Genomic DNA, 23,905 nt, shown 5'->3' on the forward strand with positions numbered 1-23,905 from the left:
GCGCAGGCCGGGGGCAATGAAAGAGAGCATTCTGGACGTCCTGCTCTACCTGTTCGAACACTATTTCACCGACGAAGCGGACCTGCTCCGCGACCGCGACTCCCTCCAGACCGGCCTGCTGCAGGCCGGATTCAGCCCCGCCGAGATCAGCAAGGCCTTCGACTGGCTCGACGGCCTGGCCGAGCAGCGGCCGGGCCCGGCGGCGCCGCGCACCGACGGGCCGATCCGGGTCTACGCCGGGCCGGAGCTGGACAAGCTGGACAACGAGGGCCGCGGCTTCCTGCTGTTCCTGGAGCAGCACGGCGTGCTGGACGCCGACCAGCGCGAGCTGGTGCTGGACCGCGCCATGGCGCTGGACCAGGAGGAGCTGGACCTGGACGACCTGAAGTGGGTGGTGCTGATGGTGCTGTTCAACCAGCCCGGCAGCGAGGCCGCCTACGCCTGGATGGAAACCCAGATGTTCGCCGACGAGCCCGAGCCGGTGCACTGACCGGTCGCGCCTCCCCGCCACCGCGCGATCCGGCCGCGACCCCCCCGCGCCACGGGCCGATTCGGTCGACCGCATAGCGCAACGATCGCGCAAGTCCGCGGCCCGATCGGCCCGGCACCTTCTTACCGTTTGCCGCACGATGGACCGCATGCACGACACGCAAGGACGCGACCGGGACCCGGCGCAATGGCATTACGCCGATCCTCGGGGCCACCGCTTCGGCCCGTACCCGGCCGCGGCGCTGGTGCGGCTGTTCCAGTTTGGGCATATCCACCTGGAGACACCGGTCTGGTGCGGCGACCCGCGGCAGGCGCGGCCCCTGCGCGACTGCACCGCGACCTTCGAGATCGGCCCCGGCAGTCGCATCCGGCTGCTCCCGGGCGCTCCGGCTGCCGGACCCGTCCATCCTCCGGCCGGCACCGAGACGGCGGCGCAGCCGGCACGCGCGGAGGGAGCCGGCAGCCGCGCGGCGAAGGACGCCCCCGCAGCCGGCCCCCCGGCCGCGGCCGGGGATCGCGACCGGCCACCGGCTTCCGGCGCCCGGACCGGTCCGGCCCCCGCGCTCGCCCCCACGTCGCGGCGCCGGGTTCTTGCCATTGCGATCGCGGCGGCGGTGCTGGCCGTGACCGCCGTCGCGCTGCGTTTCGCCACCTGAGCGCAAACCGGCGACAATGCGCCCCCGAACACGCCGGCCCGCTTGACAGCGGGCGGCTTGGCATGATTCCTGTAATAAGGTGATACCTGAACGCCCGGGGCCTGGTCCCCGGGCGTCCGCGTCTGCAACGCCCCCTCGCAAGGTGCCGCCACAGGCGCCCGGAACCCCTTTGATGGCCAAGAACCTCCTCATCGTCGAGTCGCCCGCCAAGGCCAAGACGATCAACAAATATCTCGGCACGGACTTCCAGGTCCTGGCCTCCTACGGCCATGTCCGCGACCTGGTGCCCAAGGAGGGCGCGGTCGACCCCGAGCACGGCTTCCGGATGCGCTACGACCTGATCGAGAAGAACCAGAAGCACGTCGAGGCGATCGCCAAGGCCGCCAAGGGCGCCGAGGGCATCTACCTGGCCACCGACCCGGACCGCGAGGGCGAGGCGATCAGCTGGCACATCGTCGAGATCCTGAAGGAACGCGGCCTGCTCAAGGACAAGGACCTGCACCGGGTGGTGTTCACCGAGATCACCCCGCGCGCGATCAAGGAAGCGATGGCCAACCCGCGGCAGATCGCCGGGGCGCTGGTGGACGCCCAGCAGGCGCGCCGCGCGCTCGATTACCTGGTCGGCTTCAACCTCTCGCCGGTGCTGTGGCGCAAGGTGCAGCGCGGGCTGTCGGCCGGACGGGTACAGTCGCCGGCGCTGCGCATGATCGTCGAGCGCGAGGAGGAGATCGAGGCGTTCGTCGCCCGCGAGTACTGGAGCATCGAAGCCGAGTGCGCGCATCCGTCGCAGGGCTTCACCGCCAAGCTCAACAAGTTCGACGGCAAGAAATTCGAGCAGTTCACCATCACCGACGGCGAGACCGCCGAGGACGCGCGCGCGCGCATCGTCGCCGCCGCCAACGGCGTCCTGCACGTCACCGACGTGGTCAGCAAGGAGCGCAAGCGCCGCCCGGCGCCGCCGTTCACCACCTCCACCCTGCAGCAGGAGGCCGCGCGCAAGCTCGGCTTCACCACCAGCCGCACCATGCGCGTGGCGCAGAAGCTGTACGAAGGCGTGGCGATCGGCGAAGAGGGCACGGTCGGCCTGATCACCTACATGCGTACCGACTCGGTGAATCTGTCGGCCGACGCGCTGAGCGAGATCCGCGACGTCATCGCCCGCGACTTCGGTACCCGCTCGGTGCCGGACAAGCCGAACTTCTACCAGACCAAGTCCAAGAACGCGCAGGAGGCGCACGAGGCGATCCGCCCCTCCTCGGCACTGCGCACGCCGTCGCAGGTGGCGCGCCATCTCGACGACGACGGCCGCCGCCTCTACGAGCTGATCTGGAAACGCGCGGTCGCCTGCCAGATGGTGCCGGCCACGCTCAACACCGTCTCCGTCGACCTGGCCGCCGGCAGCGAACACAGCTTCCGCGCCAGCGGCACCACTGTGGTGTTCCCCGGGTTCCTTGCGGTGTACGAGGAGGGCAAGGACCAGAAGGCCGCCGAGGACGAGGACGAGGGCCGCAAGCTGCCGCTGATGAAGCCGGGCGAGCGCGTGCCGCTGGAACGCATCAACGCCAACCAGCACTTCACCGAGCCGCCGCCGCGCTTCTCCGAGGCCTCGCTGGTCAAGGCGCTGGAGGAATACGGCATCGGCCGGCCTTCCACCTACGCCTCGATCATCCAGACCCTGCAGTTCCGCAAGTACGTGGAGCTGGAGAGCCGGCGCTTCCGCCCGACCGACGTCGGCCGCGCGGTGTCCAAGTTCCTCAGCAGCCACTTCACCCGCTACGTCGACTACGACTTCACCGCCAAGCTCGAGGACGAACTGGACGCGGTCTCCCGCGGCGAGGAGGACTGGGTGCCGCTGATGGAGAAGTTCTGGGGCCCGTTCAAGGAGCTGGTGGACGACAAGACCGAGTCGGTCGACCGCAGCGAAGCCACCGGCGCGCGCGAGCTGGGCACCGACCCGAAGACCGGCAAGCCGGTCAGCGTGCGCCTGGGGCGCTACGGGCCCTATGCCGCGATCGGCAGCACCGCCGAGGACGCCGAGGACAAGCCGAAGTTCGCTTCGCTGCGCCCCGGCCAGAGCATGCACACCATCACCCTGGAGGACGCGCTGGAGCTGTTCCTGATGCCGCGCCAGCTGGGCCAGGACAAGGGCGAGGACGTCAGCGTCGGGATCGGCCGGTTCGGGCCGTTCGCCAAGCGCGGCAGCGTGTACGCCTCGCTGAAGAAGGAGGACGACCCGTACACCATCGAGCTGGCGCGCGCGGTGTTCCTGATCGAGGAGAAGGAGGAGATCGCCCGCAACCGCATCATCAAGGAGTTCGACGGCAGCGACATCCAGGTGCTCAACGGCCGCTACGGGCCGTACATCAGCGACGGCAAGCTCAACGGCAAGATCCCGAAGGACCGCGAGCCGGCCTCGCTGACCCTTGAGGAAGTCCAGAAGCTGCTGGAGGAGACCGGCAAGCCGGCGCGCGGCCGCTTCGGCAAGAAGGCTGCGAAGAAGGCCGCGCCGGCGAAGAAGGCGGCACCGGTGAAGAAGGCGGCACCGGCGAAGAAGGCCGCAAAGAAGGGCGCCAGGAAGACCGCGAAGAAGGCGGCGAAAAAGGCCGCGAAGAAGACCGCGGCCAAGACCGCGAAAAAGGCCGCAGGCGCCCCGGCGCCGTCCGCCTCGGCCGGCGCGGACGACGCGCCCTTCTGATCGCGACGGGTCCGGCCCACCGTGTCCGCAACGCTCTCGCCCCGGCTGGCAGCGATCGTCGATGCGCTGCCGCTCGCACCCGGGATGCGGGTGCTGGAGATCGGCTGCGGCCCGGGCGCGGCGCTGCGCGAGGTGGCGCGGCGGATCGGTGGCGGCCATGCCCTGGGAATCGATCGCTCGGCTGTGGCGATTCGTCAGGCGCGCGCCGCCGCGGCCGCGCAGACCGGCGGCGGGCGGCTGGAGTTCCGGCAGGTGGCGGCGGAGGATTTCGTTCTGGAGGAAGGGCAGGCGCCGTTCGACCTGGCCTTCGCGGTGCGCGTGGGGGCGCTCGACGGGCGGCGCCCCGGCGCTGGCCGTCGCGTGCTGCAGCGGCTGCGCGCGGCGCTCGCAGCGGATGCGCGGCTCCATGTCGACGGCGGCGATCCGCTGCGGGTGGTGGGCCTGGATGACTGACCACCCCGACGCCATCGCCGAGGCCGTCGCCTGCCTGCGCGCCGGCGGCGTGATCGCCTACCCCACCGAGGCGGTCTGGGGGCTGGGCTGCGATCCGATGGACGAGGCCGCCACCCTGCGCCTGCTCGCGCTGAAGCGGCGCGAGATCGACAAGGGACTCATCCTGGTCGCGGCCGCGCCGGAGCAGGTCGAGCCCTATGCCGACTGGTCGGAGCTGCCCGCGCCGCGCCGTGCCGCGGTGCTGGACAGCTGGCCCGGCCCGCACACCTGGATCGTTCCGGCGCGGGAGCGGACGCCCGGCTGGATCCGCGGCAACCACGCCGGCATCGCGCTGCGGGTGAGCGCGCATCCGCAGGTGGCGGCGCTGTGTCGCGCCTTCGGCGGCGCGATCGTCTCCACTAGCGCCAACCGCGCCGGCGCCCCGCCACCGCGCGCGCTGGCGGAATTCGATCCAGACCTGCTCGGCGCTGTCGATCTCGTGCTGGAGGGCGAGACTTCCGGCCTGGAGCGCCCCACCGCCATCCGCGACGCCCGGAGCGGCACGACCCTGCGCTGAGCGGCTGCGCGTCTCTCGATTGCAGCCCCACGCCCGCAGGAGCATGCACGCGAAGCCGGCGCGATCGGTGATGTCCGAAATCGCCGCCCTCGCGACCGGAGCCGCCGACGCCAGCCGCGGCATGAGGCCTCCCCACCGCCAATCGGTTGCCGCTGCAACGGATTTTCCGTGCAGTCATCCGTTGCCGCACTGCACAAACTGTGATCTATTCGAAGGTCCGCGGACGCGTCGCAGGCGCCGGTGGCCACAGCCGAAGGGCTGGAGCGCCGCGCACCGCCACGATTCCCGCGGCCTCCACACACCGTTACGGCGAGACACGATGCGGGCATTCCCGGATCGGGGCCTGTACGACCCCGGCAGCGAGCGCGACAACTGCGGCTTCGGCATGATCGCCCGCATCGGCGGCGCGGGCGACCGTGCGCTGGTGGAAACCGCATTGCAGGCGCTCGCGCGGATGCGCCACCGCGGCGGCGTGAACGCCGACGGCCTGAGCGGCGACGGCTGCGGCGTGCTGCTGTGCGGCGCCGGCGCGTTCGTACGCCTGCTGGCCGAGGAGGCCGGCATCGCGGTGCACGCCGGCACCTGCGCCTCCGGCCTGGTGTTCCTGCCCCGCGACGGTGCCGCGGCCGCGGCCTGCCGCGCACGCCTGGAAGACGAAGTGACCCGGATCGGCGCACGCCTGGTCGGCTGGCGCGATGTGCCCACCGACCCCGGCGCCTGTGGCCGCATGGCGCGCGAGGCGATGCCCGGCATCGAGCAGGTCTTCATCGAGCGCGACGGCCCCGACGACGACGCGTTCGAGCGCGCGCTGTACCTGGCCCGGCGCCGCTGCGAGCAGGCGCTGGCCGCGGACCATCCGGACTTCTACATCGTCAACCTGTCGGCGAAGCTGCTCGGCTACAAGGGCATGGTGCTGCCCGACCACCTGCCGCAGCTGTATCCGGACCTGGCGCGCACCGAGCTCACCGCCAGCGCGGTGGTGTTCCATCAACGCTTCTCCACCAACACCCTGCCGCGCTGGGCGCTGGCGCACCCGTTCCGGCGGCTGGCGCACAACGGCGAGATCAACAGCATCGAGGGCAACCGCCGCTGGGCGCTGACCCGCCGCAACGTGTGGCGCTCGAAGCTGCTGGACATCTCCGAGTTTCCCGCGCCGGTGACCATGCACGGCTCGGACTCGCAGACCCTCGACAACATGCTCGAGTGGCTGCTGCTCGGCGGCATGGACCTGCTGCAGGCGATCCGCATCCTGATGCCCCCGGCCACCCAGTCGCTGGAGTACAAGGACGCGGACCTGGCGGCGTTCTACGAGTACTACTCGATCAACTCCGAGCCCTGGGACGGCCCCGCCGGCGTGGTGATGTGCGACGGCCGCTACGCCGCCTGCACCCTGGACCGCAACGGTCTGCGCCCGGCGCGCTGGACGCGCTCGCGCGACGGGCTGTTCCTGATCGCTTCGGAGGCAGGGGTCTGGGACCTGCCGGCCGAGCAGGTGCTGGCCAAGGGCAAGCTGGGTCCCGGCGAGATGATCGCGGTGGACCTGCAGCAGGGCGCGCTGCTCGACAACGACGCCATCGACGCGGTCAACCGTGCACGCGCGCCGTACAAGCAGTGGCTCAAGCAGGGCATGACCTACCTGCAAACCGAGCTGATCGACCCGGCCCTGACCGACGCCCCGTTCACCGCGGACACCCTGCTCGGCTTCCAGAAGCTGTTCCAGCTCAGCCGCGAGGAGCAGGAATCGGTGCTGCGGCCGCTGGCCGAGACCGAGCAGGAGGCCACCGGTTCGATGGGCGACGACGTGCCGATGGCGGCGCTGAGCCAGCGTGTGCGGCCGCTCTACGACCACTTCCGGCAGGCGTTCGCACAGGTCACCAACCCGCCGATCGACCCGCTGCGCGAGGACTGCGTGATGACGCTGGCCACGCAGATCGGCCGCGAGGGCAATCTGTTCGAGGACGGCCCGGAGCTCGTCGACCACGTGCTGCTCAACTCGCCGGTGCTCTCGCAGCGCAAGCTCAACCAGCTGATCGCGCTGCCGCGCTTCGCCGAGCGCTACCGATACCTGGATCTGTACTTCGACGCCGGCGTGTCCCTGCAGGACGCGCTGCTGCGGCTGCGCGCGCAGGCCGAGGCCGCCGCACGCGAGGGCGTCGAGCTGCTGATCCTGAGCGACCGGCGCCCGCGCCGCGGCGCCGCCGCGGTGCACGCGCTGCTGGCCACCGGCGCGATCCACCAGCACCTGGTGCGCACCGGGCTGCGCTGCGACGTCAACCTGATCATCGAGACCGGCACCGCGCGCGACCCGCACCACTTCGCCTGCCTGATCGGCTACGGCGCCACCGCCGTCTATCCCTACCTTGCCTACCAGACGCTGCATGCGCTGGGGCGGCGCGGCATTCTCGGCGGCAAGACCAGCAACGAACCGCCGCAGATCGGCCGCAGCTACCGCCGCGGGGTGAAGAAGGGGCTGCTGAAGATCCTGTCGAAGATGGGCATCGCCAGCATCGCCAGCTACCGCGGCGCGCAGCTGTTCGAGATCGTCGGCCTCGACGGGGCGGTGGTCGAACTGTGCTTCGAGGGCACCCCCTCGCGGATCGGCGGTGCCGGCTTCGCGCGCCTGGAGGCCGACGCCCGCCATCTGGCCCAGCTCGGCTGGGACGACAACGCCCTGCCCGAGCCCGGCGGCCTGCTGCACTACGTGCACGGCGGCGAGTACCACCAGTTCAACCCCGACGTGGTGCAGTCGCTGCAGCGCGCGGTGCTGACCGGCGAGCGCGAGGACTGGAAGACCTACGCCGGCTTCGTCGACGGCCGCGCGCCGGCCTCGCTGCGCGACCTGCTGCGCCCGCGCGCGGCGGCGCAACCGGTGCCGCTGGACCAGGTCGAGCCGGTCTCGGCGATCGTCAAGCGATTCGACTCGGCGGCGATGAGCCTGGGCGCGCTGTCGCCCGAGGCGCACGAGGCGCTGGCGATCGCGATGAACCGCCTGGGCGGGCGCAGCAATTCGGGCGAGGGCGGCGAGGATCCGGCGCGCTACTTCGACGAGCGCCGCAGCAAGATCAAGCAGATCGCCTCCGGCCGCTTCGGCGTGACCCCCGAGTACCTGATCAACGCGGAGGTGCTGCAGATCAAGATCGCCCAGGGCGCCAAACCCGGCGAGGGCGGCCAGCTGCCCGGCAGCAAGGTCGACGCGCTGATCGCAAGGTTGCGCTACGCCAAGCCCGGGATCGGCCTGATCTCGCCGCCGCCGCACCACGACATCTACTCGATCGAGGACCTGGCGCAGCTGATCTTCGACCTGCGCCAGGTCAACCCGCGTGCGCTGATCTCGGTGAAGCTGGTCGCGCATGCCGGCGTGGGCACGATCGCCGCTGGCGTGGTCAAGGCCGGCGCCGACCTGATCACCGTGTCCGGCCACGATGGCGGCACCGGCGCCAGCCCGCTCGGCTCGATCCGCTACGCCGGCGTGCCCTGGGAGCTGGGGCTGTCGGAGGCGCGCCAGGCGTTGCAGTACAACGGTCTGCGCGGCCGGGTGCTGCTGCAGACCGACGGCGGTCTGAAGACCGGGCTGGACGTGGTCAAGGCCGCCCTGCTCGGGGCCGACACCTTCGGATTCGGCACCGCGCCGATGATCGCGCTGGGCTGCAAGTACCTGCGCATCTGCCACCTCAACAACTGCGCCACCGGCGTGGCCACCCAGGACGAGCGCCTGCGTGCGAACCACTTCAAGGGCCTGCCGGAGCGGGTGGAGTGCTTCCTGCGCAACGTCGCCGAGGACGTGCGCGAACAGCTCGCGCTGCTCGGCGCGCGCTCGCTGGACGAGATCGTGGGCCGCACCGAGCTGCTGGAACAGACCATCGACAGCCCGCGCGAACACGTGCGCATCGACCTGTCGCGGCTGCTGCAGCGCGACCCCGCGCACGCGCGGCGCTTCGAACCCGCGCAAGCCACGGCGCGCACCGCGCCGGACGCCGCGGCGGGCAACCCGGAACCACGGCCGCCCGAGCCGAATGCGCCCGATGCCGTGGATGGTCCGGCGGGCCGCGATGCCGGGCGCCACGCCACTGCCGGGTCCGATGCCGAACAGGACGCGCTCTATCCCGGCTACGCCAGCTACGGCGCCGGTGCCGGCTGCGGCGCGGCCCTGCGCGCGCCGGTCGACGGCCTGGCGCTGCGCCTGGATGCGGATCTGGCCCAGGCGATCGAGCAGGCGGCCGGGGGCGAGCACGCCTACCCGATCCGCAACACCGACCGCGCCATCGGCGCGCGCCTGTCCGGCGCCATCGCCCGCCACCACGGCAACACCGGCATGGCCGGCGCGCCGATCGCCCTGCACCTGACCGGCACCGCCGGGCAGAGCTTCGGCGCGTTCAACGCCGGCGGGCTGCACATGACCCTGGAGGGCGACGCCAACGACTACGTCGGCAAGGGCATGGCCGGCGGCCGCCTGGTGCTGCGCCCGCCTGCGGCCGCCGGTTACCTCTCGCAGGAGACGCCGATCCTCGGCAACACCTGCCTGTACGGCGCCACCGGCGGCGAACTGTACGCGGCCGGCCGCGCCGGCGAGCGCTTCGCGGTGCGCAATTCCGGCGCGACGGCGGTGATCGAAGGCGCCGGCGACCACTGCTGCGAGTACATGACCGGCGGCGTGGCGGTGATCCTGGGGCGCACCGGGCTGAATTTCGGCGCCGGCTTCACCGGCGGCCTGGCCTACGTGCTGGACCTGGACCGCGACTTCGTCGACCGCTACAACCACGAGCTGATCGACATCCTGCGGGTCTCGCCGGAGGGCTTCGAGAACTACCGCCAGCACCTCACCGGCCTGATCGCCACCCACGCCCGCCTCACCGGCAGCCGCTGGAGCGCCTGCCTGCTGGAGGAGTTCCGCGACTACGTCGGCAAGTTCTGGCTGGTCAAGCCGAAGGCCGCGAGCCTGGAGGCGCTGTCGGAAGACCTGCGGAGGGCGGCATGAGCAAGAAACAGGTCTTCCAGTTCCTGGACCTGCCGCGCGAGATGCCGCGGCGGATTCCGCTGGCGCTGCGCACCGGCGGCGACTGGGGCGAGCTGTACGGGAAGTTCGCGCACGAGGAGGCGGCGCACCAGGCCGGGCGCTGCCTCGACTGCGGCAATCCCTATTGCCAGACCGGCTGCCCGGTGCACAACTACATTCCCAACTGGCTGCGCCTGGTGGAGGAGGGGCGGATCCTCGAGGCTGCGGCACTCTGCCACGAGACCAACCCGCTGCCGGAGATGTGCGGGCGGGTGTGCCCGCAGGACCGTCTGTGCGAGGGCGTGTGCACGCTGGAGGACGGTTTCGGCGCGGTCACGATCGGCGCGGTGGAGAAGTACATCGTCGACACCGCGTTCGCCCAGGGCTGGCGCCCCGACCTGTCCAAGGTGGTGCCCAGCGGCAAACGCGTCGCGGTGATCGGCGCCGGGCCGGCGGGACTCGCCTGCGCCGACCGGCTGGTGCGGCGCGGTATCGCGGCGACGGTCTTCGACCGCTACGAGCAGATCGGCGGGCTGCTGCAGTTCGGCATCCCCAGCTTCAAGCTCGACAAGGCGGTGATCGCCACCCGCCGCGAGGTGCTGGAGGGCATGGGCGTGCGCTTCCGCCTGGGCACCGAGATCGGCACCGACGTGTCGCTGGACGCGCTGCTGCAGGATTTCGACGCGGTGTTCCTCGGCCTGGGCGCATACCGCTACACCGACGGCGGCCTGCCCGGCCAGGACCTGCGCGCGGTGCTGCCGGCGCTGCCGTTCCTGGTGCAGAACGGCCGCATCGTCACCGGACTGGACCCGCGGGGCAGGCCGATCGCCGGCTGGGAGGACCGGGTCGAGATTCCCGACCTGCACGGCAAGCGCGTGGCGGTGCTCGGCGGCGGCGACACCGGCATGGATTGCGTGCGCTCGGCGGTGCGGCTGGGCGCGGCCGGCGTGAGCTGCGTGTACCGTCGCGACGAGGCCAACATGCCCGGCTCGGCGCGCGAGGTGGCCAACGCCCGCGAGGAAGGCGTGGAGTTCCTGTTCAACCGCCAGCCGCTGGCGGTCGAAAGCGACGGCGATGGCAACGTCACCGGGGTGCGCGCGATCGCCACCCGCCTGGGCGAGCCCGACGCGCGCGGACGCCGACGCGCCGAGCCGGTGCCCGGCACCGAGTCGGTCATCGCCGCCGAGGTGGTGATCATCGCCTTCGGCTTTTCTCCCGAGCCGCCGGCGTGGCTTTCGGGCCACGGGGTGGAGGCGGCGGCCGACGGCCGCATCGCCGTGGGGGGGGCCGGCCGCCTGCCCTACCAGACCAGCCACAGCAAGCTTTTTGCCGGCGGCGACGTGGTGCGCGGCGCCGACCTGGTGGTCACCGCGGTGCAGGAAGGCCGCGACGCCGCCGCCGCGATCGCCCGCCTGCTGGCGGTCGATACCGGCCACTCGGCGCTGGACGCGGCCTGAACGCGGGCTCCGGCGGCGACCGCGATGCTGGGCACGCGCCGGGGCAGGCGGCATGATGGGCGCATGCGTCCCTGGCTGTCGCCGCTGATCCTGCTGCTGGTCCTGGCCGCGCCCCGGGGCGCGCCGGCGCAGGAGGACGACGTCACCATCTACCGCTGCGTCTCCAGCGACGGCAGCCTGAGCATCGGCAACACGCCGTGCGGCGACGACGCCACCACCGAGCAGGTGCGCACCATGCTGCGCCCGCAGGACGCGCCGCCGCGCGAGCGCGCCGCCCGCCCCGCCGCCCCTTCCGAACCCGCGCCGGCACGGGCGATCGAACGCCGCGCGACCACCGTGCGCGAGCCGCGGCCGATGTACGAATGCGTCACCCCCGAGGGCGACCGCTACACCAGCGACGACGGCGAAGGCAATCCACGCTGGGTGCCGCTGTGGACGCTCGGCTATCCGGTGGGGGGACACTACCCTCCGCCTGGCGGTTCGCCGCCGCCCACCGCCAGGCGCGGCGTCACCTTCGTCGACGACCGCACCCGGATGCCGCCGCCGGCCAACCTGAGCATTCCACCGGCGGGCGACCGCCCGCGCCCGTCGGCCGACCCGGCGCACCGGCCGGGGCGCCCCCACCCCGGTGACGGCTACGGCTACGGCCAGGGCGGCGGCACCTGGATCCGCGACGCGTGCGTGCGGCTGCCGCAGCAGGAGGTCTGCGACCGCCTGGCCGACCGCCGCCAGGAGATCCGGCGCCGGGTCTTCAATGCCCAGCAGACCGAGCGCCTGCGGCTGCGCGCCGAGGAGCGCGTGATCGGCGCGCGCCTGGCCGAGGATTGCGGCATCCGATGAGGCGGCGACTGATCGCGGCCGCCGCGCTGCTGCTGGCGGTGCCGGCCGCCGCCCAGCAGGCCATCGTGATCTACCATTGCACCGATGCCCGCGGCGCGGTCACGGTGCAGAACGACACCCCCTGCCCGGCCGGGACCACCCAGCGCACGCGCGAGATCGACCCGCCGCCGCCCCTGCCCGCCTACGTGCCGATGGCGCCACCGCCCGCACCGGCGCCATCGCTCCTGGCTGCTCCGGTGGCCCCGCTGGTGCCCGGCAGTGCCGACAGCGGCGACCCCGCCGTGGCCGGCGCGCTGGCGATCGACCTGCGCTCGCTGCCGGCGCCGCCGCTGCAGCACTGCGTGGCCTACGACCAGACCCGCTACTACACCCCGGACACCGAGCCGCGTTCGCGCTGCCAGCCGATGCGGACCGTCGGCATCGGCGGCCTGCAGGGGCTGGGCGCCGGCGCGGCCTGCATCCGCGTCACCGACAGCTGCGAGCCGGTGCCGGAAGCCGCCCTGTGCGAGGCCTGGCAGGCGCGCCTGGACGAGGCCGAGTTCCGGATGGAGTTCGCGCAGGGCCACTACGACACCCGCGCCCGCCGCGATGAATACGAGGCGATCGCCCGCATCATCGCCACCAGCGTCTGCGCCGCGGACTGAACCGTTCGCGGGCGCGGCGGCGCGTGCCCCTACAATGGCCGCCTTCCGCACCGGGCCCGCCGCCATGGCCGCCAACGCCACCGTCGTCAAAGCCGAGCTCCAGGTCAGCGACATGGACCGGCACTACTACGCCACCCACAACCTCACCCTGGCCCAGCACCCGTCGGAAACCGATCTGCGGCTGATGGTGCGATTGGTGGCCTTCGCCCTGTACGCCGACGACCGGCTGGAATTCGGCCGCGGCCTGAGCGACGAGGACGAGCCCGCGCTGTACCGCCGCGCCTACACCGGCGAGTACGAGCTGTGGATCGATGTCGGCCAGCCCGACGAGACCCGCATCAGAAAGGCCAGCGCCCGCGCCGCACAGGTCGTGGTGATCAACTACGGCGGCCGTGCCTCGGACATCTGGTGGGACAAGATCGCAAGCGCGCTCACCCGCCTGAAGAACCTCACCGTGCTGGCCCTGCCGGAGGACGCGATCGAGGCCCTGCCCGCCATCGGCGAGCGCGGCATGCGCCTGAACGCCCTGGTCCAGGACCGCGAACTGCAGCTGATGGGCGACCGCGGCAGCGTGGCGATGCGGCCGGTGGAGCGGATGGTGCCGAGGTAGCGACCCGCCCCGCCACTCCCTGCCCCGGCGGCCGCCGGAAGCGCCTGCGCGAACGAAGGCTGGCCGCGGCGAGCTCGGCGCCCGGTCCCGCCACGACGACAGGACGGTCGCTATACCCCGGCCGCTCCTTCGGTGATCACCAGCAGCACCTCGCTGTCCGGGCCCAGTCCGTGGCGGTCCGCATGCGTGCCGGGCGCAGCGGCATGCAACAGGCCGGCGACGCCCGCCGCGCCCGAGGCCGTGGTGCGGATGCCGCAGAGCGTCCACAGCAACGCGACGACAGGTTCGAGCCCACCCTCGTTCACCAGCAGCGACCGCGCATCATGCGCGCGGAGCACCGGCACCGCCGACGCGGACGCGAGCCCGCAGGCCAGCATGTCCGCCGCGGTATGCAGCCCGCCTTCGATGCGCACCGGCGCGCCTGCCTGCAGCGCCGCCGCCACGCAGGCCGCGTCGGCCGGCTCCACCACCACCAGCCGTGCAGGGTCGCGCAGCCGCGCATGGAGGGTCGCTGCCATCGCCGCGGCGAGACCGCCGACACCCGCCTGTACGAACAGGTGGCTTGGCACGATCGCGGCAAGGTCGAGCTGGGCCGCGATCTCGTCCGTCATCACCCGGTAGCCGTCGATGACGTCGCGCACGACCGGATCTTCCGGGTCGGGGCTGGTGTCGGGAATCAGCAGCGCGTCGCCGGCCGCCGCGGCGGCCACCGCGGCCAGCACCGCATCGTCGTAGGTGCCGTCGACCCATGCGACCTCGCCGCCGATCGAGGTAATGCGTGCCGCACGGAGCGCCGGCACCGCGCGCGGCAGGTACACCTCGGCCCGGGTCCCGGCGCACGCCGCCGCGGCGGCCACCGCCAGGCCGTGGTTGCCGTCGCTGGCGCAGAGCAGGCGCGGCAGCGGCCGCGCCGGGCCGGACAGCAGCGCACCGATCGACTCCGCGTCGACGGCGCGCGCCAGCGCCCGCAATCCGGCCAGCATGCCGCCCAGCGACTTGAAATTGCCCAGCGGCCGCTCCCACTCGCACTTGGCGAGCACGCGGCGCACGCCGGCCGCGCGCGCGAGCCCGGGGCAGTCGACCAGTCGCGTGGGGCGCGGGTTTTCCAACGTTGGGGCCGTGTGGCCGGCGGAAGCGGTGCGGCGTGTGTGCATGCCGCATCGTCGCTTCCGGGCCACGGCGTTCTTCCTCGAATCGAGGGGTCCTCGCGCGGAAATCCCGCGCATGGCCGGCCGAGCGGCTAGTCCGGGATCGGGATGGTCAGGCCGCGCTTGACCACGTCCAGCGCGACGCTGGTGGCGAAACGGGTGGCGCCCGGGCACTCGGCCAGCAGCCGCGACATCAGCGCGTTGTAGGCCGCGACATCGGGAGCCGACAGCACCACCACGAAATCGGCCTCGCCGGTGACGTAGTAGATCTGCTGGATGCGCGGCTCGGCCAGCAGCCAGCGCCGCACCGCCGCCATCAGGTCCGGCCGCTCGCGTTCGACGGTCAGCGAGGCGATGAAGACGGTACAGGGCCCGACGCGCTCCGGATCGACCACCGCGATGTCGCGGCCGATCGTGCCCTGCGCGCGCAGGCGCTTCAGGCGGCGCTGGATCGCCGAGGGCGACAGCGCCACGCGACCGGCCAGCTGCTCGGCGGTCTGCCCGGCGTCTTCCTGCACCAGGTTCAGCAGTTGACGGTCGAAGCGATCCAGTTCCATCTCGCGCGCTGCCTCGGCTGGGGACATGCGCGGAATAAACGCGCCGATGCGGCGCTTTCCGCGGCCGAACGTCGGCGGCCGGCCCGCAGGATTCTAGGCCCGTCCCGGCGAGCCCGTCCATGAATCCCCAGCAGCTCGAGCACTTCATCGAAAACGAATGGCAGGCCGAGGTGCTGCCGGTGCTGATCGACTACATCGCCATCCCGGCGCTGTCGCCCGGGTTCGATCCGACCTGGGAGGAGAACGGGCACATCGAGCGCGCGGTGCGGCTGGTGGTGGACTGGGCAAGGCGCAAGCTGGCCGGGGTCGCCGGCGCGGCGGTCGAGGTGGTGCGATTGCCGGGCCGCACCCCGGTGCTGCTGGTCGACGTGCCGGGAGCGACGCGCGAGCCGGTGCTGGTCTATGGCCACCTCGACAAGCAGCCGCCAATGGAGGGGTGGACCCGTGGCCGCAGCGCCTGGACGCCGGAACTGGAGGGCGACCGCCTGTACGGGCGCGGCGGCGCCGACGACGGCTATGCCCCGTTCGCCGCCGTGACCGCGCTGCTCGCACTGCGCGAACAAGGCCTGGCGCATGCGCGCTGCCTGCTGCTGGTGGAGACCTGCGAGGAATCCGGCAGCGACGACCTGCCGCACTACATCGCCCACCTGGCCGGCCGCATCGGCACGCCTGCGGCGGTGGTGGCGCTCGACGCCGGCTGCGGCAACTGGTCGCAACTGTGGCTGACCACCTCGTTGCGCGGCCAGGTGGCCGGCCGGCTACAGGTGCGCGTTCTGGATGCGGGAGTGCACTCCGGCGACGCCTCGGGCGTGGTGCCGTCGCCGTTCCGCATCGCCCGCAACCTGCTGGACCGCATCGAGGACCCCGCCAGCGGCGAAGTGATCGCGGATTTCGCCGCGGAGGTTCCCGAATGGCGGCGCCGCGAGGCCGGCGAGGCGGGCACCATGCTCGGCGAGGACTTTCACCGCTTCCTGCCGTTCCACGCCGGCGCGCGCCCGGTGACGGGTGACGTCGCGGCACTCATGCTCAACCGCGCCTGGCGCCCGCAACTGGCGGTGACCGGCGTCAGCGGTCTGCCGCCCGTGGAACGGGCAGCCGCGGTGATGACGCCGGCGGTCGCCCTGAAACTGAGCCTGCGCCTGCCGCCCACGCTGGATCCGCAGGCGGCCGCCCAGGCCCTGCAGCGCCGGCTCCAGGCCGATCCGCCCTACGGCGCCGAGGTGCGCTTCGACATCGACATGGTGTCCCCGGGCTGGCATGCGCCGCCGCTGCCGGCCTGGCTGCGGGACGCGCTGGACGACGCCTCGCGGGCCGGCTTCGGCCAGCCCGTCGCGCTGATGGGCGGCGGCGGCGGCATCCCGTTCCTGGCGATGCTGGGCGAACGGTTTCCCGATGCAGGCTTCGTCGTCACCGGCGTGCTGGGTCCGGAGTCGAACGCGCACGGACCCGACGAGTTCCTGCACCTGCCCACCGCGAAACGCGTGACCGCCGCCGTCGCTCACGTGCTGCATGCCGCGGCGCTTCGCTAGGACCTCCAACAGACCCCGGGAAACGCCATGAAACTGCTCTACCAGACCCACTCTCCCTACGCCCGCAAGGCGCTGGTATTCGCCCACGAGGCCGGCCTGGCCGGCCGCCTCGAGGTGCTGCACCACGAGACCAGCCCGACCCGGCGCAACGACGCGGTGTTCGCCGAAAACCCGCTCGGCAAGGTGCCGGTGCTGTTGCGCCCCGGGCTGCCGCCGATCTTCGATTCCGACGTGATCTGCGCGTACCTCGACACCCTGCACGACCGGGCGCCCCTGATTCCGGAACAGGGCGAAGCCCGCTGGCAGGCGCTGCGGGTGCAGGCCATCGCCCAGGGCCTGTGCGATGCGGGCATCGCGGTGCGCTGGGAAACGGTGCGCCGGCCGGAGGCGCTGCGTTATCCCCCGCTGCGCGAGGGCTACCTCCAGAAGCTGGCGGCGAGCTACGACTGGCTCGAGCGCGAACTCGACCTCGACGGGCCGCTGCACGTGGGTCATGTCGCGCTGGCCACGGCGCTGGACTGGCTGGCGTTCCGTGGCCTGCCGGCCTTCCGCGACGGACGGCCGCGGCTGACGGACTGGTTCGAAGCCTTCCTCGCGCGAGACTCGATGCGCGCCACGCCGCTGTCGGGCGAGACGCAGGACTGACCACGCCGAAGCGGATGTCGACAAAAGCGCAGTCCTGCCTGCCCACTACTCAGTTCGATCGGGTCTTCCCGGGCGATACGCCCAGCGCGCGCAGCCGTTGCATGAATCCAGCCGGCGCCATCAATGTCTCCGGGAAGTACAACCCCGGTGCAGGTGCCGACCGGCCATCCAGGCCCAGCATCCGCTCGATCGCGAGCGCGATGCCGCGGGCGCTGAGGAACGCGTAACCCTCCGGATCCACCAGTTCGCGGCGGTAGCGGCCCCGGCCGCGCCGGCGGTGGTCGCCGCGGATCTCGACGATCACCTCGTGCGAGACCGCACCGCCTGCGAGTCGAGAGGCGGTGGGCGCCTCCGCCAGGTCCACGCGCACCTCGGGCGCGCCGGCCGATGCCAGGCCCAGCACGTCCACCAGGCCGACCGCGGTGCCGGCATGGCGCCTGCCGTCGACGCCGGTGAACTCGCGCGCCGCGGACGCCTCGCCGGCCCAGGCCCAGCTTCCACGCTCGCGCAGCAGCGGCGCCGGGCCGATCCTCGCGATCCGGTCCATGTCGACCGCAGAAGCCGGGCCCAGCGGATCCTCCGGATCGAACACCAGCCCGACCTGGATCGCCTCGACGCTCCGGAATTCGCCCGCCAGCTCCAGCGCCGACATCATCGGCACCGCGCCCATGCCGTGTCCTAGCAGCAGTACCGCCGAGGCGGACGGACGCTGCGCATACTGCGCCACCGTCGGGCCGAGTTCGAACACGCCGTCGGACAGCGCGACATAGGGCAGCCCACGGGCCTGGGCGAAGCGCAGGCTGCGCAGGGAGAGATCGCGCACCGCGGTGAGCACCAGCGAGTGCGCTCCATCTTCGGGCAACCCGAGATCTTCGCGCGTCAGGTCCAACGGCGCCCCGCGGGCGTGCCCCAGTTCCGCCGCCAACGCGTGGGCCTTCGCCAGGTCGCGGCCGGCGATCGTGACCGGAAGCTCGGGATGCAGCCTGCGCAGCATTCGGATCGTCTTGGAACCGACGCTGCCGTAGCCGCCAAGCACCAACACCGGCGCGGTCACGCCGCGACTCCGGCCGGGCCGGCGAAGGAGGTGCCGAATTCGCGCATCCGCGCCACCACGTCGCCGGGCGCCAGCAGCAGCTCGGGGAAGTACAGCCCCGGCGGGGGGGCGGCCGCGCCCGACAGGCCGAGCAGGCGCTCCACGCCCAGCGCCACCAGCAGCCCGGTCAGCGGCGCCTGACCCTCGGGGTGGACCAGTTCGTAGCGGCGCGCTTCGACGGCACCGGTATCGGTCTCGCCCTCGATCTCGATGACAATTTCGGTGGAGAACGCCCCACCCCGGCGCCGGCTGGCCGATACGCTGTAGGCCAGGTCCAGCCGCACCTCGCGCGCGCCGGTCGCCACGCCGAGGCTGGCGATGTCGAACGGCGAATACGGCTGCGCGTCGAGCACTACCCCGTCGACGCTGGTATAGCGGCTGCCGTGTTCGTCGATGCGCCGCCACACGTACTGGCCCCCGGCCACCGCCAGCGCCGCCGGCGCCACCTTGGTGATGCGCTCGTAGTCGGCCCAGGCGGCGGCGCCGCCCATGTCGTGCTCGTCCAGCAGCACGCCGATGCGAATGCCGTCGACCCGTTGGAAGCCCGCGGCGTAGTGCAGCGTCGGGAAGAGCGCCGCACCGGCCAGCCAGTGGCTGGCCAGCAGCACGGCAGACGCGTGCGGCGCGTGCACGTATTGCGCCACCTCGGGGCCGATCTCGAAGGCGCCGCTGGACAGGCTGAGAAAGGGGATGCCACGCGCCTGGGCGAAGCGCATCGCGTTGAGCGCGTGGTCCTTGAGGAACACGACCACCGCGCTGAAGGGCTGCCCGTCGGCGAGCCCGAGCCCGAGCCCGGGCAGGGCGAGATCCGTGGCTATGGAGATGGCCGGCTCGACCTCGCCGGCGATGGTCGCGGCACGGGCCACGTCGCGGCCGGCGATCGCCAGCGGCAATTGCGGCTGCAGTCTGCGCAGCGCGCGGGCGGCCTGTGAACCGACGACGCCGGATCCGCCGACGAGGAGAACGGGAGCCTGGGGAGAGGTCACGGGAGCAGTCCTGGGAGGTGGGGGGGAGCAGGTGGACCACGCCGAACCGGGCCTAACCTACTAAAGGTAACTTACCTCTAGTAGGTTAAACTGGCAACCCCTCCCCTGCACCCAGCGAGGACGCCCATGGCCAAGAGACTTTCCAAGGACGCGCGCCGCGAGCAGCTGCTGGAGAGCGCCATGGCGATCGTGGCCGAACAGGGCGCCGACGCGCTCACCCTGGCCACGGTGGCCGAACGCGCCGGCGTCACCAAGCCGGTGGCCTATGAGCATTTCGGCACCCGCGCCGGGCTGCTGCTGGCGCTGTACCGGCGCATCGACGCCCGCCAGGCCGACGCCTTTCGCAGCGCACTGGCCCGCACTCCGCGCAGGATCGGCGAGGTGGCCAGGGTGATGGGCGACGCCTACATGTCCTGCTATTCCACCATCGGTCCGGAGTGGCACGCGATCACGGCCGCGCTCAAGGGCGACCCGGCCATGGAGGCCGTGCAGCAGGAGCTGCTGGACGGCTACGTCGACCTCTACCACCAGGCCCTGCGGCCGTTCTCGAAACTTCCCCCGGACGAACTGCAGCTGCGCTGCGTCGGCATCGTCGGCGCCGGCGAGGCGATCTCGCGCGATCTGACCCGCGGCCGCGTCGATGCGGACCGTGCCGCACAGTCGCTGGCCGCGGTGATCCAGCGGGCGATCAAGGATTGATCATTGCCGGCGGCGTGCTTGCGCGGCCAGTCACATCGCGCCCCGGCTAGGTGCGGGCCTCGGCCATGGCGGACTCGGCGGCGGCGGCGGAGGTGCGGTCGACGTCGCGGCCCAGCAGCAGGTCGCCGAGGCGGGCCGACGCACCATGGCCCAGGCCGGTGGCGGCGTGGTAGCCGGCGGGGGGATTGCGGAAGGTGCCGAACACGATGTCCCACAGCGGCAGGTCGGCGTAGTTGTACGCATGGACGCCGCGCTGGTGGTGCAACAGGTGGCTTTCCGGGCGCTGGATGAACCAGCCCAGCCAGCGCGGCGTGCGCAGGTCGGCATGCTGGAACGCCGCATTGAACGCCAGGAAGGCGGCCGCCGTCGCGCCCGCTTCCGGCGCCACGCCCAGCAGCGGGAAGAACACCACGCTCTGGATGGTGGTGAACACCAGCGTATCGATCGGGTGCAGGTAGTAGGCGCCGAAGGCGTCGAGGGTCTCGGCGCTGTGATGCATCTGGTGGCTGGCGCGCCACAGCCGCGGGCTGCGGTGGGCGGTGCGGTGATACCAGTAGTGGCCGAACTCGTAGACCAGCACGCCGAGCGCGGCGCCGGCCCACAGGCCCAGGCCGGAGAGGTCGAACAGGCTGCGGCCGGCCAGCAGGTGGCCCCAGCCGAGGGCGACGGCCATCGACAGGGCAATGGTGAAGGCGCTGACCAGCAGGCCCCGCAGGCGCCACCAGCGGCTGCGGGGCGCCCGGCGGTGGCCGTACAGCAGGTCGAGGACCAGGAACGCGGGGAGCATGGCGAGGGCGAGGATCTCGAGGCAGGGAATCATGTCGGGCGGTCCGGGGAAGGAGGGGTTCTTCGGTAACGGGCGCTCCTGCGAGCGCGTCGCGGTTGGAGAAGCGCGCCCTGGCCGTGAGAGCGCGCCAGGGCGGTAGGAGCGGCCCATGGCCGCGAAAGCCGACGCGGGTTGCGATCCACGGAGATGCCGCCACGGCCGGAATCACCGTCCAGTTGAGCGGCGCACTCCGCGGCTTCGCGGCCAGGGGCCGCTCCTACGGGAGGAAGTGCCGCATCTATGCGATGCGGTCCATTGTTCGGCGCAGGGGCGGGTGGGTGCAGGCGCTGGCGATGCACTCGAGATGGCGGTGGTCGGTGCCGCAGCAGCCGCCGAGCACGTTGATGTGCGGGTGACGGTGCAGCAACTCGCGGTACTGGCGGCCGAGTTGCCGGGGGTCGCCGTCGTCCAGGGCTGGAGCCTGGTCCAGCTCGGCATGGCTGCGGCAGGAGGCATTGGCGCGCAGCCCGCGGAGCCGCCGCACCCAGCCGCCGCCGGCGTCCAGGGTGGCGGCGAAGTGGTCGGGGTGGGCACAGTTGAGCATGTAGTACACCGGCGCGGCGGCGGTGGCCGCGTCGACTTCGGCGATCGCCTCGCCCAGCGGCTGGCCGGTAGGCAGGCGGCCGTCGGTCTCGACGGTGAAGGACACCACCACCGGCAGGCCGAGCGCGCGCGCGCCACGGGCGATGCCGATCGCCTCGGCGCTGTTGGTGATGGTCATGGCGGTGGCCAGGTCGGCGCCTGCGCGGGCGAACACCGCCAGCTGGCGCAGGTGGTAGGTCTCGGCCTGTGCCGCGGTCATCGCCAGGTCCGGCGCGTAGCCGTCGCGGCGCGGGCCGACGCAACCGCTCACCACGAGCCGCGCGCTGGCCGGATCGTACTCGGCCGCCAGTTCGCGCATCAGCGCCACGGCGCGGGCGTTCAGCGCGTCCAGCTCCACGTAGGCGACATTGAGCCGCCAGGCCCAGTCGCTGCTGGCGCGCCAGGTGGGGGTCTCGAGGACGAAGCCGCTGCCGGTGGCGTGGGCGATGCGCAGGTATCGGCGGTAATAGCTGCGCAGCCACTCGCGGCCGTCGGCGTTGCGCAGCAGCAGGAACGCGGCGCCGTGCGGCAGCTCGATGCCGTGATGGAAGATCGCGGTCGTCTCGAGGCCGCCGTCGGTGAGATAGGTGCCGCCGCGCAGCTGCGGCAGGCGGGTGCCGGCGTGGTGAGCGCGCCCGGCGCCGGCCAGGGGCTGGTTGGCGGCAGGCCCGGCGCGAAGGTCGGCGGCGCCGGTGGAAAGCGTGTGGATCCGGGGGTCTGTTTGCATGGCCGTGCTCTTGCGTAGCGGGGGAACCGGCCATGCTGGGCCGCGACCGTTGGCGCGGCCGTGGCAGCCGGCGTTGAAAACGCCCGGGCGCGCGTCGAAAATGACCGGACGCGAGCGCCTGCCGCGTTGGAACGGGGGGTGGCCGGCCGGTCGCGACCCCGGAGGCGGCGCCCATGTCCGCTGTACGCATTCGTTTCTGCGGTGAACCCGCGCTGTTGCGCGACGGCGTGCCGGTGCCATTGCCGGCCTCGCGCAAGACGCGCGCGCTGCTGTTCCTGCTGCTGCGCTCGGCGAGGCCGTGGCGGCGCGAGCAGCTGTGCGAGATGTTCTGGGACGTGCCGAACGATCCGCGCGCGGCGCTGCGCTGGTCGCTGTCGAAGCTGCGCCAGGCATTGGGGGAGCAGGCCCACTGGATCCAGGCGAGCCGCGAGCACGTCGCCTGCGTGGCCAGCGGTGTCGAAACCGATCTGGAGCAGATGGCGGCCGCCACGACCGGTCCGGTCGACGAGGCACAGCTGCTGGCGCTGGCCGGCGAAGCGCTCGAGCCGCCGCTGCTGGGCCTGGACGTGCCGCGCAGCGCCGAGTTCGATCTGTGGCTGGCCAGCGAGCGCCTGGTCGCCGACCGCATTCGCGCCACGGTGCTCTCGCGCGCGGCGCGGATCCCAGGCGTGGACGCGGCGCAGGCGCTGCTGTTCCAGCGCGCCGCGGAGCTGGCACTGCCGGGCAGTGCCGGAGCGCTGCCAGCGGAGACTGCGCCCGCGCTGGCCCGGCCGTCGACGCCTTTCCCCCCGGCCGCGGTCGTGCCGCCGGCGCGCCGCGCCGCCGACGCTCGGCTGGCAGCGCTGCCGCAGACGGTACGCTACCGCATCGCCCCCGACGGTGCCCGCATCGCCTATGCCTGCACCGGCGCGGGTCCGCCGCTGGTCAAGACCGCCAACTGGCTCAACCACCTGGAACTGGACTGGGACAGTCCGCTGTGGGGCCGGCTGATCCATGCGCTGTCGGAACACCACCAGCTGGTGCGCTACGACGAGCGCGGCAACGGCCTGTCGCAGTGGGATGTGGACGAGATCGGCTTCGACGCTTTCGTCAGCGATCTGGAGGTGGTCGTGGACGGACTGGGTCTGGAGCGCTTTCCGCTGCTGGGGGTGTCGCAGGGATGCGCGGTGTCGGTGGAGTACGCGGCGCGGCACCCGGAACGGGTGAGCGCGCTGGTCCTGATCGGCGGCTACGCCAACGGTTGGCGCATCGCCGGCGATGCCCGGGTCATCGCCGAACGCGAAGCCACCATCACCCTGGTGCGGCACGGCTGGGGCAAGGACAATCCCGCCTACCGGCAGATCTTCTCGCACAGCTTCTTCCCGAAGGGCACCCCGGAGGAACTGGACTGGTTCAACGAGTTCCAGCGGCGCACCGCCTCGGCGGAGAACGCGGTGCGGTTCCTGGAGGCGTTCTCCACCATCGACGTGCGCCACCGCCTGGCGGACGTGCGCGCCCCCACCCTGGTGATCCACGCCCGCGGCGACCAGCGCGTGCCGATCGAGCAGGGCGCGGCACTGGCCTCGGGCATCCGCGAGGCGGAACTGGTCACCCTGGACTGCGACAGCCACCTGCCGCTGGACCGGGAGCCGGCGCATGCGCACATGCTCGCGTGCATCCACCGGTTCCTGGCCGCGCATTGAGCGCGGAACGTTCGCCCGGCACTGGCCGCGCATGCGCG

The 23,905-nt window shown here is 72.4% G+C and carries 19 protein-coding genes and 2 pseudogenes; 15 read left to right on the plus strand and 6 right to left on the minus strand.

Annotated elements, in window-relative coordinates:
* Positions 1-16 precede the first annotated feature (16 nt).
* The 11 genes and pseudogenes from QFW77_RS02880 (at position 17) to QFW77_RS02925 (ending at position 13,393) form a co-directional block, all read left to right on the plus strand.
* On the plus strand, positions 17-490 hold the full coding sequence (locus QFW77_RS02880; RefSeq protein WP_280572756.1) for a DUF494 family protein: 474 nt from the start codon (positions 17-19) through the stop codon (positions 488-490).
* Positions 491-638: 148 nt separating this feature from the next.
* Positions 639-1,145 (plus strand): GYF domain-containing protein, encoded by a 507-nt coding sequence (locus tag QFW77_RS02885; protein ID WP_280572757.1) that lies wholly within the window; start codon positions 639-641, stop codon positions 1,143-1,145.
* Between the two features lie 172 nt (positions 1,146-1,317).
* Positions 1,318-3,840, plus strand: coding sequence for a DNA topoisomerase I (locus QFW77_RS02890; protein WP_280572758.1), 2,523 nt, complete (start codon positions 1,318-1,320; stop codon positions 3,838-3,840).
* 21 nt (positions 3,841-3,861) lie between these two features.
* Positions 3,862-4,293 (plus strand): SAM-dependent methyltransferase, encoded by a 432-nt coding sequence (locus QFW77_RS02895; RefSeq protein ID WP_280572759.1) that lies wholly within the window; start codon positions 3,862-3,864, stop codon positions 4,291-4,293.
* Complete coding sequence (tsaC, locus tag QFW77_RS02900) at positions 4,286-4,849, plus strand: L-threonylcarbamoyladenylate synthase type 1 TsaC (RefSeq protein WP_280572760.1); 564 nt, start codon at positions 4,286-4,288, stop codon at positions 4,847-4,849. The genes QFW77_RS02895 and tsaC overlap by 8 nt, the downstream gene beginning before the upstream one ends.
* Positions 4,850-5,168: 319 nt before the next feature.
* Positions 5,169-8,831 (plus strand): annotated as a pseudogene (gene gltB / locus QFW77_RS02905) (glutamate synthase large subunit); the annotation flags it as partial.
* 126 nt (positions 8,832-8,957) lie between these two features.
* Positions 8,958-9,824: pseudogene (locus tag QFW77_RS19085) on the plus strand (GltB/FmdC/FwdC-like GXGXG domain-containing protein); the annotation flags it as partial.
* Entirely contained in the window at positions 9,821-11,299 is a 1,479-nt protein-coding gene (locus QFW77_RS02910) for a glutamate synthase small subunit GltD family protein (protein ID WP_280572763.1), read from the plus strand. The pseudogene QFW77_RS19085 and the gene QFW77_RS02910, both read left to right, overlap by 4 nt.
* 63 nt (positions 11,300-11,362) lie before the next feature.
* On the plus strand, positions 11,363-12,139 hold the full coding sequence (locus QFW77_RS02915) for a DUF4124 domain-containing protein (RefSeq protein ID WP_280572765.1): 777 nt from the start codon (positions 11,363-11,365) through the stop codon (positions 12,137-12,139).
* The gene (locus tag QFW77_RS02920) at positions 12,136-12,783 is read left to right on the plus strand and encodes a DUF4124 domain-containing protein (RefSeq protein WP_280572766.1); all 648 of its coding nucleotides are present in this window, start codon (positions 12,136-12,138) and stop codon (positions 12,781-12,783) included. Before QFW77_RS02915 ends, QFW77_RS02920 begins: the two co-directional genes overlap by 4 nt.
* 64 nt (positions 12,784-12,847) lie before the next feature.
* Entirely contained in the window at positions 12,848-13,393 is a 546-nt protein-coding gene (locus QFW77_RS02925) for a YaeQ family protein (protein WP_280572794.1), read from the plus strand.
* A 110-nt stretch (positions 13,394-13,503) separates the two neighbouring features.
* Here QFW77_RS02925 and QFW77_RS02930 read toward each other — a convergent pair whose 3' ends face one another.
* The gene (locus QFW77_RS02930) at positions 13,504-14,502 is read right to left on the minus strand and encodes a pyridoxal-phosphate dependent enzyme (RefSeq protein ID WP_280572767.1); all 999 of its coding nucleotides are present in this window, start codon (positions 14,500-14,502) and stop codon (positions 13,504-13,506) included.
* Positions 14,503-14,633: 131 nt separating this feature from the next.
* Positions 14,634-15,125 (minus strand): Lrp/AsnC family transcriptional regulator, encoded by a 492-nt coding sequence (locus tag QFW77_RS02935; protein WP_280572768.1) that lies wholly within the window; start codon positions 15,123-15,125, stop codon positions 14,634-14,636.
* A 92-nt stretch (positions 15,126-15,217) separates the two neighbouring features.
* On the opposite strand from QFW77_RS02935, the gene QFW77_RS02940 reads away from it, so the two are divergent.
* Both QFW77_RS02940 and QFW77_RS02945 read left to right on the plus strand, forming a co-directional pair.
* Positions 15,218-16,627 carry a M20/M25/M40 family metallo-hydrolase gene (locus tag QFW77_RS02940; protein ID WP_280572769.1) on the plus strand — a complete coding sequence of 470 codons (1,410 nt, stop codon included), beginning with the start codon at positions 15,218-15,220 and terminating at the stop codon, positions 16,625-16,627.
* A gap of 27 nt (positions 16,628-16,654) precedes the next feature.
* Positions 16,655-17,272 carry a glutathione S-transferase family protein gene (locus QFW77_RS02945; protein ID WP_280572770.1) on the plus strand — a complete coding sequence of 206 codons (618 nt, stop codon included), beginning with the start codon at positions 16,655-16,657 and terminating at the stop codon, positions 17,270-17,272.
* 49 nt (positions 17,273-17,321) lie between these two features.
* Here the strand turns inward: QFW77_RS02945 and QFW77_RS02950 are convergent, their stop codons facing one another.
* Both QFW77_RS02950 and QFW77_RS02955 read right to left on the minus strand, forming a co-directional pair.
* Positions 17,322-18,326: a saccharopine dehydrogenase NADP-binding domain-containing protein gene (locus tag QFW77_RS02950; protein ID WP_280572771.1), complete on the minus strand. Its 1,005-nt coding sequence runs from the start codon at positions 18,324-18,326 to the stop codon at positions 17,322-17,324.
* Complete coding sequence (locus tag QFW77_RS02955) at positions 18,323-19,351, minus strand: hypothetical protein (RefSeq protein WP_280572773.1); 1,029 nt, start codon at positions 19,349-19,351, stop codon at positions 18,323-18,325. The genes QFW77_RS02950 and QFW77_RS02955 overlap by 4 nt, the downstream gene beginning before the upstream one ends.
* A 126-nt stretch (positions 19,352-19,477) precedes the next feature.
* Between QFW77_RS02955 and QFW77_RS02960 the strand changes: the two genes are divergently transcribed.
* Complete coding sequence (locus QFW77_RS02960; protein WP_280572774.1) at positions 19,478-20,050, plus strand: TetR/AcrR family transcriptional regulator; 573 nt, start codon at positions 19,478-19,480, stop codon at positions 20,048-20,050.
* 46 nt (positions 20,051-20,096) lie between these two features.
* Here the strand turns inward: QFW77_RS02960 and QFW77_RS02965 are convergent, their stop codons facing one another.
* Positions 20,097-20,870 carry a sterol desaturase family protein gene (locus QFW77_RS02965; RefSeq protein ID WP_280572776.1) on the minus strand — a complete coding sequence of 258 codons (774 nt, stop codon included), beginning with the start codon at positions 20,868-20,870 and terminating at the stop codon, positions 20,097-20,099.
* A 244-nt stretch (positions 20,871-21,114) separates the two neighbouring features.
* Complete coding sequence (locus QFW77_RS02970; protein WP_280572780.1) at positions 21,115-22,185, minus strand: homocysteine S-methyltransferase family protein; 1,071 nt, start codon at positions 22,183-22,185, stop codon at positions 21,115-21,117.
* A gap of 173 nt (positions 22,186-22,358) precedes the next feature.
* On the opposite strand from QFW77_RS02970, the gene QFW77_RS02975 reads away from it, so the two are divergent.
* Positions 22,359-23,867 (plus strand): bifunctional AfsR/SARP family transcriptional regulator/alpha/beta hydrolase, encoded by a 1,509-nt coding sequence (locus tag QFW77_RS02975; protein WP_280572781.1) that lies wholly within the window; start codon positions 22,359-22,361, stop codon positions 23,865-23,867.
* Positions 23,868-23,905 lie beyond the last annotated feature (38 nt).

This window comes from Luteimonas endophytica (genome assembly GCF_029887875.1).
GTDB classification, from domain to species: domain Bacteria; phylum Pseudomonadota; class Gammaproteobacteria; order Xanthomonadales; family Xanthomonadaceae; genus Luteimonas; species Luteimonas endophytica.